This is a genomic window from Paenibacillus wenxiniae (genome assembly GCF_039822605.1).
GTDB classification, from domain to species: domain Bacteria; phylum Bacillota; class Bacilli; order Paenibacillales; family Paenibacillaceae; genus Saccharibacillus; species Saccharibacillus wenxiniae.
Genome location: NZ_JBCGUH010000005.1, coordinates 19,876 through 38,306, shown reverse-complemented (window position 1 = coordinate 38,306; position 18,431 = coordinate 19,876). Strand labels below are relative to the sequence as shown.

At 47.4% G+C, this 18,431-nt stretch carries 16 protein-coding genes; all 16 read left to right on the top strand.

Annotated features, from left to right (window positions below; all coding sequences use genetic code 11):
• The first annotated feature begins 5 nt into the window (after positions 1-5).
• The 16 genes from atpA to AAHF22_RS10870 all read left to right on the top strand — a co-directional run bounded on the left by atpA (position 6) and on the right by AAHF22_RS10870 (position 18,391).
• The gene (gene atpA, locus AAHF22_RS10945; RefSeq protein WP_347325046.1) at positions 6-1,517 is read left to right on the top strand and encodes a F0F1 ATP synthase subunit alpha; all 1,512 of its coding nucleotides are present in this window, start codon (positions 6-8) and stop codon (positions 1,515-1,517) included.
• Between the two features lie 287 nt (positions 1,518-1,804).
• Entirely contained in the window at positions 1,805-2,671 is an 867-nt protein-coding gene (atpG, locus tag AAHF22_RS10940) for an ATP synthase F1 subunit gamma (protein ID WP_347325045.1), read from the top strand.
• A 126-nt stretch (positions 2,672-2,797) separates the two neighbouring features.
• A complete protein-coding gene (gene atpD / locus AAHF22_RS10935; RefSeq protein WP_347325044.1) occupies positions 2,798-4,198 on the top strand; it encodes a F0F1 ATP synthase subunit beta in 1,401 nt (466 codons plus the stop codon).
• 33 nt (positions 4,199-4,231) lie between these two features.
• The gene (locus tag AAHF22_RS10930; protein ID WP_347325043.1) at positions 4,232-4,648 is read left to right on the top strand and encodes a F0F1 ATP synthase subunit epsilon; all 417 of its coding nucleotides are present in this window, start codon (positions 4,232-4,234) and stop codon (positions 4,646-4,648) included.
• A 320-nt stretch (positions 4,649-4,968) separates the two neighbouring features.
• Entirely contained in the window at positions 4,969-5,217 is a 249-nt protein-coding gene (locus tag AAHF22_RS10925; protein WP_188774158.1) for a DUF1146 family protein, read from the top strand.
• Between the two features lie 334 nt (positions 5,218-5,551).
• Positions 5,552-6,916, top strand: a complete 1,365-nt coding sequence (gene murA / locus AAHF22_RS10920) for a UDP-N-acetylglucosamine 1-carboxyvinyltransferase (RefSeq protein ID WP_347325042.1) — start codon at positions 5,552-5,554, stop codon at positions 6,914-6,916.
• Positions 6,917-7,330: 414 nt separating this feature from the next.
• Entirely contained in the window at positions 7,331-8,329 is a 999-nt protein-coding gene (locus AAHF22_RS10915) for a rod shape-determining protein (RefSeq protein WP_347325041.1), read from the top strand.
• A 135-nt stretch (positions 8,330-8,464) separates the two neighbouring features.
• Complete coding sequence (locus AAHF22_RS10910) at positions 8,465-9,346, top strand: flagellar hook-basal body protein (RefSeq protein WP_347325040.1); 882 nt, start codon at positions 8,465-8,467, stop codon at positions 9,344-9,346.
• 36 nt (positions 9,347-9,382) lie between these two features.
• A complete protein-coding gene (locus AAHF22_RS10905; RefSeq protein ID WP_347325039.1) occupies positions 9,383-10,234 on the top strand; it encodes a flagellar hook-basal body protein in 852 nt (283 codons plus the stop codon).
• Positions 10,227-10,532, top strand: coding sequence for a DNA-directed RNA polymerase subunit beta (locus AAHF22_RS10900; RefSeq protein WP_347325038.1), 306 nt, complete (start codon positions 10,227-10,229; stop codon positions 10,530-10,532). Before AAHF22_RS10905 ends, AAHF22_RS10900 begins: the two co-directional genes overlap by 8 nt.
• A gap of 189 nt (positions 10,533-10,721) precedes the next feature.
• Positions 10,722-11,159, top strand: coding sequence for a 3-hydroxyacyl-ACP dehydratase FabZ (gene fabZ, locus AAHF22_RS10895; RefSeq protein WP_347325037.1), 438 nt, complete (start codon positions 10,722-10,724; stop codon positions 11,157-11,159).
• Positions 11,160-11,226: 67 nt separating this feature from the next.
• A complete protein-coding gene (locus AAHF22_RS10890; protein WP_347325036.1) occupies positions 11,227-12,942 on the top strand; it encodes a phospho-sugar mutase in 1,716 nt (571 codons plus the stop codon).
• 189 nt (positions 12,943-13,131) lie between these two features.
• Entirely contained in the window at positions 13,132-15,159 is a 2,028-nt protein-coding gene (locus tag AAHF22_RS10885; RefSeq protein WP_347325035.1) for a DUF5693 family protein, read from the top strand.
• Positions 15,132-16,385: a polysaccharide pyruvyl transferase CsaB gene (gene csaB, locus AAHF22_RS10880; RefSeq protein ID WP_347325034.1), complete on the top strand. Its 1,254-nt coding sequence runs from the start codon at positions 15,132-15,134 to the stop codon at positions 16,383-16,385. The genes AAHF22_RS10885 and csaB overlap by 28 nt, the downstream gene beginning before the upstream one ends.
• Before the next feature lie 7 nt (positions 16,386-16,392).
• Positions 16,393-17,151 carry a WecB/TagA/CpsF family glycosyltransferase gene (locus AAHF22_RS10875; RefSeq protein WP_347325033.1) on the top strand — a complete coding sequence of 253 codons (759 nt, stop codon included), beginning with the start codon at positions 16,393-16,395 and terminating at the stop codon, positions 17,149-17,151.
• 112 nt (positions 17,152-17,263) lie between these two features.
• Positions 17,264-18,391, top strand: coding sequence for a glycosyltransferase family 4 protein (locus tag AAHF22_RS10870; protein ID WP_347325032.1), 1,128 nt, complete (start codon positions 17,264-17,266; stop codon positions 18,389-18,391).
• Positions 18,392-18,431 lie beyond the last annotated feature (40 nt).

The following is an 18,431-nucleotide window of genomic DNA, read 5'->3' as shown; positions in this document are numbered from 1 at the left end:
CTGACTTGAGTATCAGACCTGAAGAAATCAGTACATTGATTAAAAGTCAAATCGAGCAATACAAAAGCGATATTGAAGTTGTAGAAGTCGGTACCGTTATCCAGGTAAGCGATGGTATTGCGCGCGTATACGGTCTGCAAAATGCAATGGCCGGCGAATTGCTTGAGTTTTCCAATGGCGTAATGGGTATGGCACTGAACCTTGAAGCTAACAATGTAGGTGTCGTTATTCTCGGTACGTATACAGATATTCGCGAAGGTGACCAGGTTAAACGTACTGGACGCATTATGGAAGTTCCGGTTGGTGAAGCGATGCTGGGTCGTGTGGTGAACCCACTCGGTCAACCAGTTGACGGCAAAGGCCCAATCAACGCTACCGAAACTCGTCCTGTTGAAAGTGCAGCACCTGGCGTTATCGACCGTAAATCGGTTCATGAGCCAATGCAAACAGGTATTAAAGCGATTGACGCTATGGTACCAATCGGTCGCGGTCAGCGTGAGTTGATCATCGGTGACCGTCAAACAGGTAAAACTTCGGTTGCAATCGATGCGATCATCAACCAAAAAGGTCAGGGCGTAAAATGTATTTACGTTGCGATTGGCCAAAAGCAATCTACAGTAGCACAGGTAGTGGAAACGCTGCGCCGTCACGGTGCACTGGAATACACCATCATCGTGACTGCATCTGCTTCTGATCCTTCTCCACTGCTGTACATAGCTCCATACGCAGGTTGCGCAATGGGCGAGTACTTCATGTACAAGGGCGAGCATGCTTTGATCATTTATGATGACCTGTCCAAGCAAGCAGCTGCATATCGCGAGCTGTCCTTGCTGCTCCGTCGTCCACCGGGTCGCGAAGCATTCCCAGGTGACGTGTTCTATCTGCATTCCCGTTTGCTGGAACGTGCAGCGAAGCTGAGTGATGAGCGTGGTGGCGGTTCCCTGACGGCACTGCCATTTATCGAAACACAGGCTTCCGACGTATCGGCTTACATTCCAACTAACGTTATTTCCATCACAGATGGACAGATCTTCCTGGAAGCAGACTTGTTCTACGCAGGTCAACGTCCAGCGATCAACGTTGGTATCTCCGTATCGCGTGTCGGTGGTTCCGCACAGATCAAAGCGATGAAAAAAGTTGCCGGTACACTGCGTTTGGACCTCGCCCAATATCGCGAGTTGCAAGCTTTCGCACAGTTCGGTTCCGATCTGGATAAATCGACGCTGTCGCGTCTGAACCGTGGTGCGCGCATGATGGAAATTCTGAAACAGGGCGTTAACCAGCCACTGCTTGTTGAACAACAGGTTGTGAGTCTGTACACGGCTGTTAAAGGCCATCTGGATGATATTCCGGTAGTGGACGTGCGTCGTTTTGAATCCGAGTTCTTGGCATTCATGACGAGCCAGCATGATCATATACTGAAGTCGATCCGCGATACCAAAGATCTGACTGCTGATAATGAAGCAGCGCTGGTTGAAGCGATCCAAACGTTCAAAAAAGGCTTCGCAACGAGCTGATTTCACTTGTGAGCTTCAGCAATTTCTTTTCTAATAAGCGAAGATGGCAACATCATATCGCTAAAACAACATAAATAGGGATATAGGGTGGACGTTTGTTTCCGCTCGTATTCCTGCCAGACAGGCATCTACAGGTCAGGATGGCTAGGTATGCCAACTGACCTGCGGCATGTTTGCAGAAGTCACTGTTTTTGGTCAGACAAGGGACTCCCGAGCCCGGCCCCAGGCTATGCGGCAGCTGACCGCATGACTTTGAACGGGATTCAAAGGTTAAGGTGGTGAAACATATGGCTAAAGGTATGCGTGAGATTAAAAGGCAAATCAAAAGTGTCCAGAACACGAAGCAAATTACGAAGGCGATGGAGATGGTAGCGGCCTCCAAGTTGCGTAAAGCACAGGAGAAAGCAGAATCTGCACGTCCCTATTCGGAAAAGCTGCGTGAAGTGGTAACAAGCATCGCTGCGGGTACAAAAGGAATCAAGCATCCGATGCTGGATAAGCGTCCGGTTAAGCGTATTGCTTATCTGGTCGTCACATCTGACCGCGGTCTGGCTGGTGGTTACAATGCCAACATTTTGCGTCACGTGAGCAACGAAATTCGTCAGCACCAGAATGAAGGTCGTGAATACGAATTGTTCGTGATCGGACGTAAGGGCCGTGACTACTTCCGTCGTCGCAGCATGTCGGTTACGGATACCGTTACAGAGCTGACAGACTTCCCTACGTATGCAGATATCAAATCGCTTGCTCAGGCAGCGATTCAAGGCTACGAAGAAGGACGTTATGATGAGCTATACGTATGTTATAACCGATTTATAAATGCATTGACACAGACACCAACCTCTGCGCTTCTGCTTCCGATGGATACAGGCAGCATGGAGAAAAGTTCGCTCGCTGCAAGCTACGAATACGAGCCATCTGCTGAAGAAGTGCTCGCTGAGCTACTTCCAAAATACGCACAAACGCTCATCTACGAAGCATTGCTGGAAGGCAAAGCAAGTGAGCAAGGTGCGCGTATGACAGCGATGGGCAGTGCGACGAAAAATGCTTCGCAGATGATCAACGATCTGTCACTCGTTTACAACCGTGCACGTCAGGCAGCAATTACCCAGGAAATAACGGAGATTGTTGCAGGCGCGAACGCGCAAGGCTAACATCGGTCTGCATATCGATGCCAGGCATCATAGCTTAAAGGCGACAAGTTGCGCAGGACGAAATGGCGCAGGTTCGCTTAATCCATATTTGTTGTATACAGCAAGTCAGTAGGAGGGAAAACGATAATGAACAAAGGACGCGTTGTAAGTATTCAGGGTCCGGTCGTTGACGTTGAATTCGAACGTGGACAATTGCCGGAAATTCTGAACGCGCTCAAAGTCGATGCGAAACTGGATAACGGTAACAAAATCGACCTGACGCTTGAAGTATCCAACCACCAGGGTGATAACATGGTGCGTTGTATTGCTATGTCTTCCACTGATGGTCTGGTACGTGGTCTGGAAGTACAGGATCTGGGCGGCCCGATCTCTGTTCCAGTAGGTAACATCACACTCGGTCGTGTATTTAACGTACTCGGTCAACCGATCGATGAAGCGGGTGAAGTCGTTTCAGAAATCCATAGCCCGATTCACCGCGAAGCACCAAAGTTTGACGAACTGTCGACTCAAGCTGAAATGCTTGAAACAGGTATCAAAGTTATCGACTTGCTTGCACCATACGCAAAAGGCGGTAAAATTGGTCTGTTCGGTGGTGCCGGCGTAGGTAAAACGGTAACGATTCAGGAGCTTATCAACAACATCGCCCAGGAGCACGGTGGTATCTCCGTATTCTCCGGTGTAGGTGAGCGTACTCGTGAAGGTAATGACCTTTATCACGAGATGAGAGAATCCGGCGTTATTTCCAAAACAGCTATGGTATTCGGTCAAATGAACGAGCCTCCAGGTGCGCGTCTGCGCGTTGCCCTGACAGGTCTGACCATGGCTGAGTATTTCCGTGATCAAGAAGGTAAAGACGTTCTTCTGTTCATCGATAATATTTTCCGCTTTACACAAGCGGGTTCTGAAGTATCCGCTCTGCTCGGACGTATGCCGTCTGCGGTAGGTTACCAGCCGACCCTCGCTACAGAGATGGGTCAGTTGCAAGAGCGTATTACTTCGACGAAAAAAGGTTCGGTTACATCGATCCAGGCGATCTATGTTCCTGCGGATGACTATACTGACCCGGCTCCAGCAACAACGTTTGCTCACTTGGATGCAACGACAAACCTGGAGCGTAAAATTTCCGAGATGGGTATCTTCCCAGCGGTTGACCCACTGGCATCCAGCTCGCGTATCCTGACACCAGAAGTGGTCGGCGAAGAGCACTATAACGTAGCTCAAGGCGTACAGCGTATTCTGGCACGTTATCGTGAATTGCAGGATATCATCGCGATCCTCGGTATGGACGAGCTGAGTGAGGAAGATAAGCTGACTGTTGCGCGCGCGCGTAAAATTCAGCGTTTCCTGTCCCAGCCTTTCCACGTTGCCGAGCAGTTTACCGGTATCAAAGGCTGCTACGTACCTGTTAAAGAAACAGTACGCAGCTTCAAAGAGATTCTGGATGGTAAACACGATGAGCTTCCAGAAGCAGCATTCCTCTTTGTAGGCACAATCGAGGAAGCAGTGGAGAAAGCGAAAACACTGTAACAGAATGCCTGCAAAACGTGAGGAGGGATGAAAGTGAGCACGTTTTTACTGGAGATCGTTACACCGGAGCGCATGGTCTTCTCCGAACAGGTAGATCGCGTAGTCGCTACAGGTGTAGATGGTGAAATGGGAGTTCTCGCTGGCCATATTCCAACGGTAACGCCGCTTAAAGTGGCTCCGCTGGTCTTTCAAGCTGGCAACAAAAGAACCACATTTGCGATTCAGGGTGGATTTCTTGAAGTACGTCCAGATAAAGTGGTTGTACTTGCAGAAAGTGCTGAACGAGCGAACGATATCGACGTGGAGCGCGCACGCGCTGCCAAAGAGCGTGCCGAACGCCGTATGAACAACCGTTCTAGCCAGGATCATGTCGACTTCCGTCGTGCTGAGCTTGCGCTACAGCGCGCCATGAACCGTATCAAAGTATCTTCTTCGGGTGAAAACCGATAATACTAACAAGCCGGTCCGTCCTATGCGGTCCGGCTGTTTTTATTTCAGGCGCCGACTGGTTAGGTGTTTGGACCCATACATTTGTCTGCGCCGACCGTTAAGAGACCGATCGTAGATGGAGCACAATCCAGAAAAAACCGCATTTACACACGAAAAAGAGGCATAATTCATGAATATTTTCAGGAAATGAATAAATATGACAAGAATACGCCGAAATTTGTAAATTTGGGACTGGATTCTTTGCGTAAGGGCAAGTATTATAGAATAGTCCGTGTTAAAGGCTGATTGCCAAGTAATTTTTGTAAGGAGGCTGTGAGCTGATGAATACAGTAGATGCGGGAGCCGCTGTTGGCACAAACGGTTTGCTATCGATTATCATCTCGCTGCTTTGCATAGGTCTTTCATGGTGGGCATTGCAAAATTTCAAGTTTGACCTGCTAGTTCGTCATCCCAAGAGTGCTGCTGGTAAAATGCTACATTTATTACTGGCGATTGTGCTTGGGCATTTCGTATCTGCGTTTTTGCTGGATTATCTGCAATGGACGCAAGCACTCCGATTCATGTTTTGAACACGGTGATAACGGTTATAACTGTTTTAGGCTTATTTAGCGTACTGCGCAATAGCCCATGCGATGCAACAAACGTTTTTAACTATGTTCATAAATGTTTTTCATGATTGTATGGATGGAACGAATGTATGGAACTGTCACTGGAACACTAATCACAACACTAACTATTAACATTTACATGCAATAGGCATCTTAAAATGGAACCGAATAGCATAATAGACAGGCTGGCACTTCATATTCAGACAGCAAGATCATCGCCACCGCCATGTTCACCTTACTATTCACATCTACTTATTATGCCGTACAAGCAAAATGACGCGCGGAGGGAAACCTAATGAGCAAATTTATCGTCCGCGGTGGCAAGCGATTGACAGGGAATGTCAAGGTAAGCGGAGCTAAGAATTCAGTTCTCCCGATTATTGCTGCCTCTTTACTGGGAGAAAAAGGTGCAAGTATTATTCATGAAGCACCTTCCCTAGACGATGTAATGACAATCAACAAAGTATTGGAATCGCTGGGAGCTGTGGTTACATACCAGAACGAGACGATCCACGTGGATGCACAGGAACTTTCGTCCTGTGAAGCGCCATATGAATGGGTAAGTAAGATGCGTGCTTCGTTCCTGGTTATGGGTCCGCTTCTGACTCGTCTTGGTCAAACTCGTATCTCGCTGCCAGGTGGCTGTGCAATCGGAACACGTCCGATTGATCAGCATCTGAAAGGCTTTGAAGCGATGGGCGCTCAGATTAATCTGGGTCAAGGCTACATCGAAGCCAAATGTGACGGTAGACTGCGTGGAACGAAAATCTATCTGGATGTGGCAAGCGTAGGCGCAACCGAAAATATTATGATGGCTGCGACACTGGCTGAAGGCATCACAACGATTGAGAATGCGGCTAAAGAACCTGAAATTGTGGATCTGGCTAACTTCTTGAACGGGATGGGTGCAAAAGTACGCGGTGCTGGTACAGGTGTGATCCGTATTGAGGGTGTGGAGAAGCTTCACGGAACCGAACATACGGTTATTCCTGACCGGATCGAAGCAGGTACGTATATGGTTGCTGCTGCAATCACAGGCGGAGATGTATATGTGGAAGGCGCAATTGCCGATCACCTCGGTCCTGTTATTGCCAAGATGGAGGAGATGGGCGTTGAAATCACACCAGACGAAAATGGTGTGCGTGTCGTTGCTAATCATCCACTACGTGCTGTGGACGTGAAAACATTGCCTTATCCAGGTTTCCCTACAGACATGCAAGCGCAAATGATGGCGCTGATGCTGGCTTCCGAAGGTACTTCTATCATTACAGAAACCGTATTCGAAAACCGCTTTATGCATGTCGATGAGTTTAACTTGATGAATGCTGGTATTCGTATCGAAGGCAGAACTTCGATCGTTACTGGCGGCGCAGCGCTTGTCGGAGCTAAAGTATGTGCGACCGATCTACGTGCTGGTGCAGCTCTCATTTGTGCAGGTCTGGTTTCAGAAGGTACAACTGAGGTTGGCGGCACTCATCATATCGATCGCGGATATGTACATCTGGCAGAAAAACTTTCCGGTCTGGGCGCGAACATCTGGCGTCTGGAAGAGGAAGAAGATAAGCCAGTTGTCATTGCTCCTGCTGCTTCGGAAGAAGTAGCAAGCAAGCCTAAGCTCACAGGTACTCCTGTGCTGAACGTACAGCCAACTGGTGTTTAAGCGCTAGTTGTAGGGATGACCAGCAAGCGCTTTGGTAATGCACACTAAAAAGCTTAGCTGGATCCACATCTCGATGCTGTACTGTTACATCGAATCATAGTTTCTTATAGCGAAGCGAACAGGCCGGACCACGTGTCCGGTCTTTTTATGTGCAAATCGGCTTATTTCCGAACATTCGCTCACTTCGACAGGTATTTGACATATAATATCGTTGAATACGTGTATCAAGTATGCTAATTTTAATAAAGATTGACCGTGATTAGAGTTTGACGATCTGAGCATTTGGACGAAATGCGAATTCTGAGATAAATGGCATCCGCCACTGATTCAGACAGCTATGTTGGTGAATTCGCCCTGACGGTGTGGTGATAAGAGACTCTTTTACCGGAAATACGACTTTTGGAGGCTCTTGACATGTTTAGCAAGGATATCGGAATTGATCTGGGTACGGCGAATGTACTCATTCATGTAAAAGGCAGAGGTGTGGTTCTGGATGAACCTTCCGTTGTTACACTGGAGACGGACACGAAGCGTGTGCTTGCGGTAGGTGAGGAAGCACGCCGGATGATCGGTAGAACGCCAGGAAATATTGTGGCGATTCGTCCACTGCGCGATGGCGTTATCGCTGATTTTGAAGTAACCGAGACGATGTTGAAGTACTTTATTGATAAAGTAGGCGCGCGCAACTGGTACAGTCATCCGCGCATTTTAATTTGTGCACCGACCAATATTACTTCTGTGGAACAAAAAGCGATTCGTGAAGCAGCAGAACGTAGCGGTGCAAAAGAAGTATTTTTGGAAGCGGAGCCGAAAGCTGCTGCAATTGGCGCAGGCATGAACATTTACGAGCCGAGTGGAAACATGGTCATCGATATCGGTGGTGGTACGACCGATATCGCGGTATTGTCGATGGGCGACATCGTTACAGCTTCCTCTTTGAAAGTAGCTGGTGACAAATTCGATGAAGCAATCATGCGTTACATTAAAAACGAATACAAGCTGATGATCGGCGAACGTACATCGGAGGACATCAAAATTAGCATTGCAACGGTTCGTCCAAGCGGTGTGCAGCGCGAACTGGATATTCGCGGTCGTGATATGGTTTCCGGACTGCCCAAAACGGTCACGATTACAGCGAATGAAGTACAGCGTGCGTTATCCGATACGATCTCATCCATCGTTAGCTCTGCGAAGCTGGTGCTGGAGCAAACTCCACCAGAGCTATCAGCAGACATTATCGATCGCGGTGTTATTTTAACCGGCGGTGGCGCTTTGTTAGATGGTTTGGAAGAGCTGCTTTCGCAAGAACTTCATGTTCCTGTGCTTGTAGCGGAAGACCCGATGCACTGTGTCGTTAAAGGAACTGGATTAATGTTGAATAATCTGGATAAAGTATCTAAAAAAAAGTTCTAAACTAACCGATATAATATGTAACAGGCACATCCTGCGTAGTCAGGCAATGGCCGTCAATCGTCGTATATAATGAATGATATATGTATAGATAAGCATCGGAATGGAATTTTTAAAGTTGAGAGGAGTATCCGGTACATGCTAAGAGGTCTTTATACTGCCGCGTCGGGAATGATTACTCAGCAACGTCGTCATGATACAGTGACACAGAATATCGCCAACATCAATACGCCAGGTTACAAGCAGGTCGATAGTATTGAGCGTGCTTTTCCAGAGATGCTGCTATCGCTAAGTAATGGCGATGAGGGCATGACCAATCGGCAGATCGGCAAAATCAATACAGGTGTACTGGCTGAGGAAAGTGTATCAATGAACGTACAGGGTGATGTACATCCTACAGACTCCGCTGATGACTTTGCCATTGTATCGGATATCAATCTCGCTGATCCGGCAACCGGACAAAACATTCCTTTCGATTCTTCAGGCAAATATGTAGCGGAAAACGGTACGGTCACGTATCGCCCGCAAGCTTTTTTTACGGTTACAGGTAAAGATGGCAACACGGGCTATACGCGTGATGGTAATTTCCATTTGAATGGTGCAGGCAATCTGTTAACGACAACAGGCAACCCGGTACTGGGTCCTAATGGTAATCCGATCACGCTTCAAGGATCGATGTATGATTATAACGTAGACTCACGCGGTATTATTACAGCGAAGGCGACCGGTGGAGAAGTTGGGCGGATCGGTATTACTGTAGTTAATCAACCGGGTTTGATGACACGTATAGGTGATGGACTGTTTACCGTGAACAATCCAGCAACAGCTGGTGTTCGACAACTTCAAGCAGGCGACAACGTAGAGATTCGTCAAGGTTATCTCGAAGGCTCTACCGTCGATGCGGCTGCGTCGATGGTTGAACTGACTGCTGCACTGCGCGCGTATGAATCTAACCAAAAAGTGATTCAGTTTTACGATAAAAGTTTGGATAAAGCCGTTAACGAGGTCGGTCGTGTATAATAACATGAGACAACTGTCAATCAAAGGAGGTCAATAATGAACAACTCCATGATCAGCGCTATGGTGGCGATGAGCGGTATTCAACAAAAGCTGGGCGTTGTGTCGGATAATATTGCCAACTCGGATACGGTAGGTTACAAAAGCAAAGATGCGACATTTGAGGATGTATTCACAGCGGTGAAACAACAGCCTGGAGCAGCTTCGCAATTGCCAGGCCGTATTACAGCAAGTGGCTACAATATCGGTTTCGGTGCTCGTATGGGTGAAGTTACAAGAAATATGACTCAAGGTGAACTGCATCAGACAGACAGTCCTACCGATCTTGCGATTCAAGGGGACGCGATGTTCCGCGTAAGCGCAGACGGTCAGGAAGGCTGGACGCGTGAAGGTTCTTTTCACTATGTGCCGGTAGCCAATGAACCAAACAATGCGTATATGGCTACAGATCAAGGCTATCTATTACTGGATCAGGACGGACAGCCTGTAAAAGTTCCTGCCAAAACGAAAATTGATATTGATGCTCAAGGTGTGATTCGTTCGACCGATGGTCTGGGTCGTGTGAAAATCGCTACCAAAACGGTAACTGTGAATGGTCAGGATGTGCAACGTCCAATGCGTATCGGTGTGGATCGCATTATTCATCCAGAAGGTCTGCAACAAATGGATGGTAACTTCTTTGCATTGCCAGCCAATGTACAGCGTAATCAGGTAGCTGGCGTGATGTCCGCAGATACCCAGATTCGTCAGGGTTATCTGGAAGGTTCGAACGTTGACCTGAGCAGTGAAATGACAGACATGATTAATGTACAACGTGCTTATCAGCTGGCAGCACGTGCGCTGTCATCGAGCGACCAAATGATGACGATCACGAACTCGCTCCGTGGCTAGTCGTCGTTCAGCTATTCAGGAAGCAGCTAAAACGCAAAAGGCTGCACCGAATCGGAAGCTAACGCGCAGACCAGAAGCTTCCGAACCCAAAGAGCATAAGCAGGAGAAAAAGCCAGCAGCTTCTGCCCGCTCAGCAGGGATGAAAACTTTGCAGTTTATGCTCGTGTTAGTCGGCTTTGCAGCTGCACTCGTGATCGGAATGGCTGTAGGCTATTCTGCACTTGGACATCACAGCATTGCTGACGTGTTATATCCCGAAACATGGGCGCATGTTTTCCAGCTTGTTTACGCACCATAAATAAAGCATCTTATTCAAAACTCCTGCTTTTGCAGGAGTTTTATTTTTTATGCCGAAACCGTTATAATGATGTGGAATGCCTGACCAGGCTTACCGGTCCGTTTCAAGCTGAGCAAGCGCTTGAAGTGAGAGTCCCTACTATGGATTCCGCGTCTTCATGTGACGCTGGATGAGAGGAGTTTTATCTGCATGTACGATATACAGCAAATTCAAGAAATTATTCCACACCGCCCACCATTTCTGCTGGTGGATCGACTGCTGGAACTGGAAGAAGGCAAACGCGCAGTTGGGATTAAAAATGTGACCATAAATGAACCGTTCTTCACGGGACATTTTCCAGGCTATCCGGTAATGCCGGGTGTGCTGATTGTGGAGGCACTGGCACAGGTTGGCGCCGCTGCTATTTTGAAAGTAGAAGCGAATCGCAGCAAGCTGGCGATGTTTGCGGGTATTGACGGTGTGCGTTTCCGTGGGCAGGTTGTACCAGGGGATACACTGCGTTTGGAAGTAGAAATCACACGTATGAAAGCATCGATCGGTAAAGGTCGTGCGGTCGCTACTGTGGATGGCAAAGTCGTTGCAGAAGGCGAAATTATGTTTGCTCTTACCGATCCGAACAAAGCCTGATCGGTAACATGAATAGTATACTTGGATAGGTTGCACCCTACTAACGGATAGAGAAGGGATGGATATAATGACAACACTTAGCGAACAAGCAAAGCATAACCTGGATCAATGGCTGGGCGATCCGTCGATTGACGAGCAGACAAAACAAGAGCTGCAAAGCCTGGATGGACAGGTATCCGAATTGGAAGACCGTTTTTATAGAGATCTGGAATTTGGTACAGGTGGTCTGCGTGGTGTCATTGGAGCAGGCAGCAATCGCATGAATAGCTATACAGTAGGTCGGGCTACACAGGGTCTGGCTGAGTATGTTTTGTCCGTACATACTGGAGCGGATAAGCCGTCGGTTGTTATCGCACATGATTCCCGTCACTTTTCGCCTGAGTTTGCACTGGAAGCAGCATTGGTACTGGCAGGCAATGGGATCGTAGCGAAACTGTTCCCGTCCTTGCGTTCTACGCCGGAGCTTTCGTTTGCAGTTCGTCATCTGAAAGCAAGTGGCGGTATTGTCATTACGGCAAGCCATAATCCACCGGAATACAATGGCTATAAAGTATACAATGCAAGTGGCGGACAGCTCGTACCCGATGAAGCAGAGCAAGTGATCGAACAGATTCGTCAGGTATCTTCGTTTGCCAACATTAAGCGTCTGGAGCGCGATGCAGCCGAGCAGCAAGGATTGCTCGTATGGCTGGGCGACGATGAGGATGAAGCTTTCCTCGATACCGTTACTTCGATCAGCGTTAATCGTGAGCTGCTTGCTGGTGAAGCAGGTAAGAACCTGAACATTATCTATACACCGTTACATGGTACAGGCTATCGTCCGGTGAAAGAAGGATTGAAACGTCTGGGCTTCTCCAATGTAACGATCGTAGAGCAACAACAAGAGCCAGACGGCAACTTTAGCACAGTCAAATCACCTAACCCGGAAGAACGTGAAGCGTTCACACTGGCGATTGAGCTAGGTGAAAAAATCGGTGCGGACATTCTGATCGGTACCGACCCAGACAGTGACCGTATGGGAGCTGTTGTTAAAGACAATAATGGCAAATATTTTGTGCTGACAGGTAACCAGTCCGGTGCAATTATGATTCATTATTATCTCGGTCAATTGCAGGAACAAGGTAAGTTGCCAGCAAATGGCGCAGTTGTGAAAACGATCGTAACGAGTGAAATGGGTGCTGCGATTGCAGAACATTACAACGCTACCGTATACAACACGCTCACAGGCTTCAAATATATCGGTGAGAAAATGAACCAGTTCGAGCAAACAGGTGAGCATACGTTCCTGTTCGGTTACGAGGAAAGCTATGGCTACCTGGCTGGTAATTATGCACGTGATAAAGATGCCGTTGTGGCTGCGCTGTTGATCAGCGAAGCCGCTGCTTATTACAAGCAACAGGGCAAAACATTGTTTGATGTGCTGCAAGAGCTGTATACTCAATTTGGCTACTTCCAGGAAAGTCTGGAATCGCGCACGCTGAAAGGGAAAGACGGTGTTGCACAGATTCAAGCGATTATGGAAAACTGGCGTAGTAACAGTCCAGCAGAAATCGGGGGCGTCAAAGTAACCGAAGCGCTTGATTACTCCAAAGGACTAAACGGATTGCCTAAAGAAAACGTACTGAAATTTATGCTGGAAGATGGCTCATGGTTCTGCCTGCGTCCATCCGGCACCGAGCCGAAGATCAAAGTGTACTTTGCTGTACGCGGTGACTCGTTAAACGATTCGGAAGCACGTATGAATGGACTCAAACAAGCAGTGATGAGCCGCGTAGACGGCTAAGTTTTACTTGAAAAACAGGCGTAATTTGACAGTAGGCTTTAAGCGAACAAACAGTATATAATAAAGCAGATGAATGAAGAGGTTCCGTTGTCAGACGTGTACTCTGATGACGGAACCATTCGTTATGCCCAGCGGCAGAAGAGTCCTTTTGCCGGATGGGGGTAACGGAATTATTAAGGAGGTACTTGAGTGGTTCAGAAATGGCAACATTGGAACAATCGTTCTGCAAAATGGTTATGGATACTCGTTATCATCGGGATGGTTGCATCCTTACCGGTAGCAATGAGCCGGATCCAAACAGAGCACACGTCCCAAAATGTAGAGTTTGTATTCAACTATCGTGATCTGATTTCTATTGCGTCGTATCAGCCTCATCCCCAGGATTATATTAGGGAGCAGCTGCAATTGCTTAAAAATGCCGGAGTCGGCTCTGTAGCTTTGTATCAGAGTAATTTGCCTGAGCTGCAATCTTCCGGTCGACTGCATGTGTATAGTTCTGCGGATGTGGCTAATCGCCAAAATCAGGTGATTCCACTCAATGATAATTTTACTTACGTTCAATTTACGAGCAAAGAGAACGAAGAAATGATTCGTCCTGTATTGGAGCGTGTATTTAATTCGCTGGCGATTCCGGTTTCCTCCTGGACGTATCAAAATCTGCCTGGCATGATGATTCAAACATCGACCGATGATGCGGGTTTGAAACCACTTGATCCCGATCCGGTTGCGATGAAAACATTGCATGATATGGGCTTCCAGATTGTACCGCGTCTGAATGATGCGTTGCCGTACAATCAATCGGTAATGAGCCAAATGCTTGACGAGTTTACGACTTATGGCGTTAAAACGATTTTGTTTGATGGTGCGAGCGTAACGGGCTTTAATGATGATATCGAAAAGCATAGCATTGCGGCATTTGCTTCGCTGCTCAAACAGCATCATATCGCTATTGCAGCGATCGAGAATTTGAAAAAGCCACAGGATGGCTTTAGCAAACTCGCTTATTTGAACAATTACAATGTAGTACGTCTGTATTCACTAAGTCAGGCAGATTCACAGCTTGATCCGATTACAGTAGCTGACCGCTTTGTACTGGCAAGTAAAGATCGCAATATTCGCATGATGTATATAAATCTGGCTGTGTCTCGTGATACAACGAAGGCAGCGATGACGAATTCGATTGAAAATGTGATTTTGAGTCTACAGGCGAAAGGTCATGCGATTCAAGATATTGAAAAGAACGGCTTCAAGCTGGGACCTGCTGTTGCGCGTGATGTGCATACGTTCCCGATGGAGCGCTATGTGAAGCTCATTGTACTGATTGGAGCACTGGCAGCCATTGCGCTGTTGGCTTACTATTTTGTACGCAGACTGACATTGGCCGTATTTGTACTTGGACTGATCGGGAGCGCTGGCTTGATTGTGATCCACAAATCATTGCTGCTGGAACAAGGTGTAGCATTGCTGGCAGCGATCAGTATTCCGACGATTGCGATGATCTATGCCGTGAAAGCAGTAGATCGTCTGTACGAATCCAGACATAATCTGACGGTTGGTCAACGAGTAGTACAATCGATACTGCTCTTCCTGCGCACATCATTATGGTCGCTTACAGGGGCGTTGTTCATTATCGGCTTGCTGGACGATATTACATACCAGCTCGTCATTAACCAGTTCCGTGGAGTGAGCTTGCTGCACTTTGCACCGATTGCGCTGACCGCTTTGTATATCGCGTTTTATCGTGGTAAAGAAAGCTTTGGCTTTGCTGGTATTCGCAAGCTGCTCACACGTCCGATCACCTTAACATGGGTTATCGTGCTTGGTATTGTCGGTGTAGTAGGTATGTATTATCTATCGCGTACCGGTAATGCAGGGGCGGTATCACCACTTGAAATGCATTTCCGTAATGCGCTGGAATCTATATTCAATGTACGTCCGCGTAATAAGGAATTTTTGATGGCACATCCGATCTTTATTGTAGGGATCTTTATCGCTGCGAAGTATCGTCAGGCGATTTATCTGCTAATTATCGCTTCGATTGGACAATTGTCGATGGTCGATACATTTGCCCATATCCATTCGCCTGTATTGATCTCCTTGACTCGTGGTTTGCTTGGTATGGGACTGGGTCTGGTACTTGGACTCGTGGCGATTGTCATCTGGCAAATTATCGAAAGGTGTTGGCGTAAATGGGCTCCGTCTCTGTTCAAATCGTAATTTCCGGCTATTATGGATTTCGAAATAGCGGCGATGAAGCTGTACTCAAATCCATTTTGAACTCGCTTGCTGATCAGGAGCAGACAGCAGGGATTAAGATCGTCCCTGTTGTACTGTCCAACGATCCGGAATGGACAGCGCGCATGTACGGTGTGCGCTCTGTACACCGGATGAAGCTAGGTGAGATTCGTGCGCTGATGAAGGAAAGTGATGGGCTGATTAGCGGTGGCGGTAGCCTGCTTCAAGATGCGACCGGTCCACTCACCATTCCTTATTATCTAGGTATTATCCATATCGCACAGTGGGCACGTAAGCCTGTATTTATTTATGCGCAGGGTGTAGGCCCGGTCGAAAAAGGCGTCTTTTTCAAATGGATTCGCAATGTATTCCGTAAGAGTGCGTATGTTTCGGTACGTGATCAGGAATCGGCTGCATTGCTTGGCAGAATGGGACTCGATTCCAATCGCATTACCGTTGTGGCTGATCCGGTTATGGGACTACCATTGCCTGACCATGAAGCATTTGGAGCTGCCCCATCCGCTGTGTCGATGCAAAATAGCCCGTTAAAAGTCGCAGAAACTGGTCATCCCGATGCTGAAAATGATATGATACCTTTAGCTGTGGACAGCAATACAGTGAATCCGAATGTCCATGTTGAAGCTGATGCTAATGCTGTACCACTGATCGGAATCTCACTTCGTTTCTGGGATAAACAGCGGCGTGAGCTGAATGGTATTGCTGATGCCTTACAACAGCTAGCACGTCAGCGTCCGGTACATTTACGGTTTCTGCCGTTTCATTTACCGGAAGATGAGCAGGCTTCAGCTTATGTGATTCAACGAATCGGCGATATTCATACTTCGGGCAGTACAATCAGCACAGCTGAACAGATCGTTGATCCGCAGCAAATGCTAGCTGAAGTCAGCCGATGTGATCTGGTACTCGGCATGCGTCTGCATAGTCTCATTTATGCGGCATCTCAGCATGTTCCGCTGCTAGGTATTTCTTATGATCCGAAGATTGATCAATTTTTGAATCGGCTGGCGATCCAGCCATCGGGTACGAGCGAAGAAGTGCAGCCAGATCGTTTGTTGAACGATATGCTGCATGTGCTGGATACAGCAGTAGAGTGGAAGCAGGATAAAGCTGCATACATTGCTGCACTCAAGCAGGATGCTGCGCAACCAGCGAAGTTTATCGCTCATTATTTTTTAGGACAAAGGTGATCCTTACATGAATGCATCGACTACGATTCCGACCGTGCCTATTTATGGTCTGAATGTTTCCAAACTGAATATGGATGATACGGTACGCCATGTGGAGCACCTGATCAAGCAGCGGCAACCGAATCAGATTATTACAGCCAATCCGATTATGATTATGACTGCGCTGGAGCAGCCCCATTATATGCAAGTGATGCAAAATGCAGAACTACTCGTTCCTGATGGAGCAGGTCTGGTATGGGCAGCCTCTACATGCGGACAACCGGTAGCTGAGCGCGTGGCCGGGTTTGATCTGTTGCATCGTTTAATGGATCTCGGTCAGACACGCGGCTGGAAAGTTTATCTGCTCGGCTCGTCGCCGGACGTGATTCAGGATACAGCGGCTCGGTTACAAAGTTTATATCCGGGTACTGTAATTGCAGGCTATCGTGACGGATTTTTTGGAGCGGATCAGGATGCGGAAGTCATCGCAGCGATACGTGAAGCGAATCCGGATATTTTGTTTGTAGCGCGGGGTTTGGATACACAGGAACCCTGGATTGGTAAATACAAGCATGAACTCGGTGTACCGATTATGATGGGTGTTGGTGGTAGCTTCGATATCATCTCCGGCAGAACGAAACGCGCGCCGGTGCTGTTTCAGAAGATGCGGCTGGAATGGTTTTATCGCCTGCTAAAAGAGCCGCACCGTTATAAGCGAATGCTTGTGCTGCCCAAATTTGCTGTAAAAGTGCTCAAAGATAAGGAAAGTGTAACAAAAGTGCAGTAAATCATCATTTTTTTTGAAAAAATAGCTTTAAAATCGTCAAAAAAAGCTTGGTGTTTAGATTCGAACGGAGTATAATTGGCTCCGTGAGATAAATTGGGGGTCGAAAAGCCAAATGTTAATCGTTTGTATTCTTGGGTTTGCGCTGGCGCTCGCTTTGGCGCTTGTTCTTACACCACTCGTCAAAAGGTTTGCGATTCGAATTGGAGCAGTTGATGTTCCGAATGCTCGCAAAGTGCACACACGTATTATGCCACGTATGGGCGGTCTAGGAATTTTCCTGGCGTTAGTCATTTCATTTCTGGTGGTGTTGCCATTTTTACCTTTTGATCTTCCTGCCCGTGATGCCAATTTCATGAAGGCCTTCTTTACAGCAGGTTCTATCATTGTACTGATCGGTGTATTGGATGACCGCTTTGAGCTGTCAGCCAAAGTAAAACTGATCGGACAACTCGTCGCTGCGTGCACAGTTGTATTTGGATACGGTATTCGTGTTGATTTTGTAGATATTCCTTTTCAGGATAATTATTTCGCACTGGAAAACTGGATTTCGATTCCGCTGACGATCTTCTGGATCGTTGGGGTAACAAATGCCATTAACCTGATTGACGGTCTGGATGGACTGGCAGCTGGTGTTTCCGCTATTGCGATCGGTAGTATTTTTACAATGTCCTTAATTATGGGTAACTACCCTGTGGCACTGCTTTGTGTGCTGCTGCTGGGAGCAATCGTAGGATTCCTGTATTTCAACTTCCATCCTGCTAAGATTTTTATGGGAGATACAGGCTCATTATTCCTCGGTTTCAGCCTTGCGATGCTGTCCTTGCTAGGATTCAAACAGATCGCAGTCGTGTCATTTATTACACCGCTGATTATTATCGGCGTACCTTTGTCGGATACGTTCTTCGCTATCATTCGTCGTTGGGTACATAAGAAGCCGATCTTTGCACCGGATAAAGGTCACTTGCATCATTGCTTGCGTGAACTTGGATTGAGTCATCGTCAAACCGTACTCCTGATTTATGGAATTGCTTCCTTCTTCGGTGTACTGGCGATCATCCAATCTTCGGCAGCAATTAACGATGCCAACTGGGTTACCTTTGTTGTGATCTGCGTCATGATGTTTGTCATGCAGATCGGTGCTGAACTCATCGGTCTTGTCGGACAAACGAAACGTCCATTGCTGGATCTTATTGCTCGCTTCCGCGTAAAGCCTGATCCAACACGTGGTAGTAAACCTTAACATGTATTACCAATCAACCATTTCAAACTAAACACCAAGT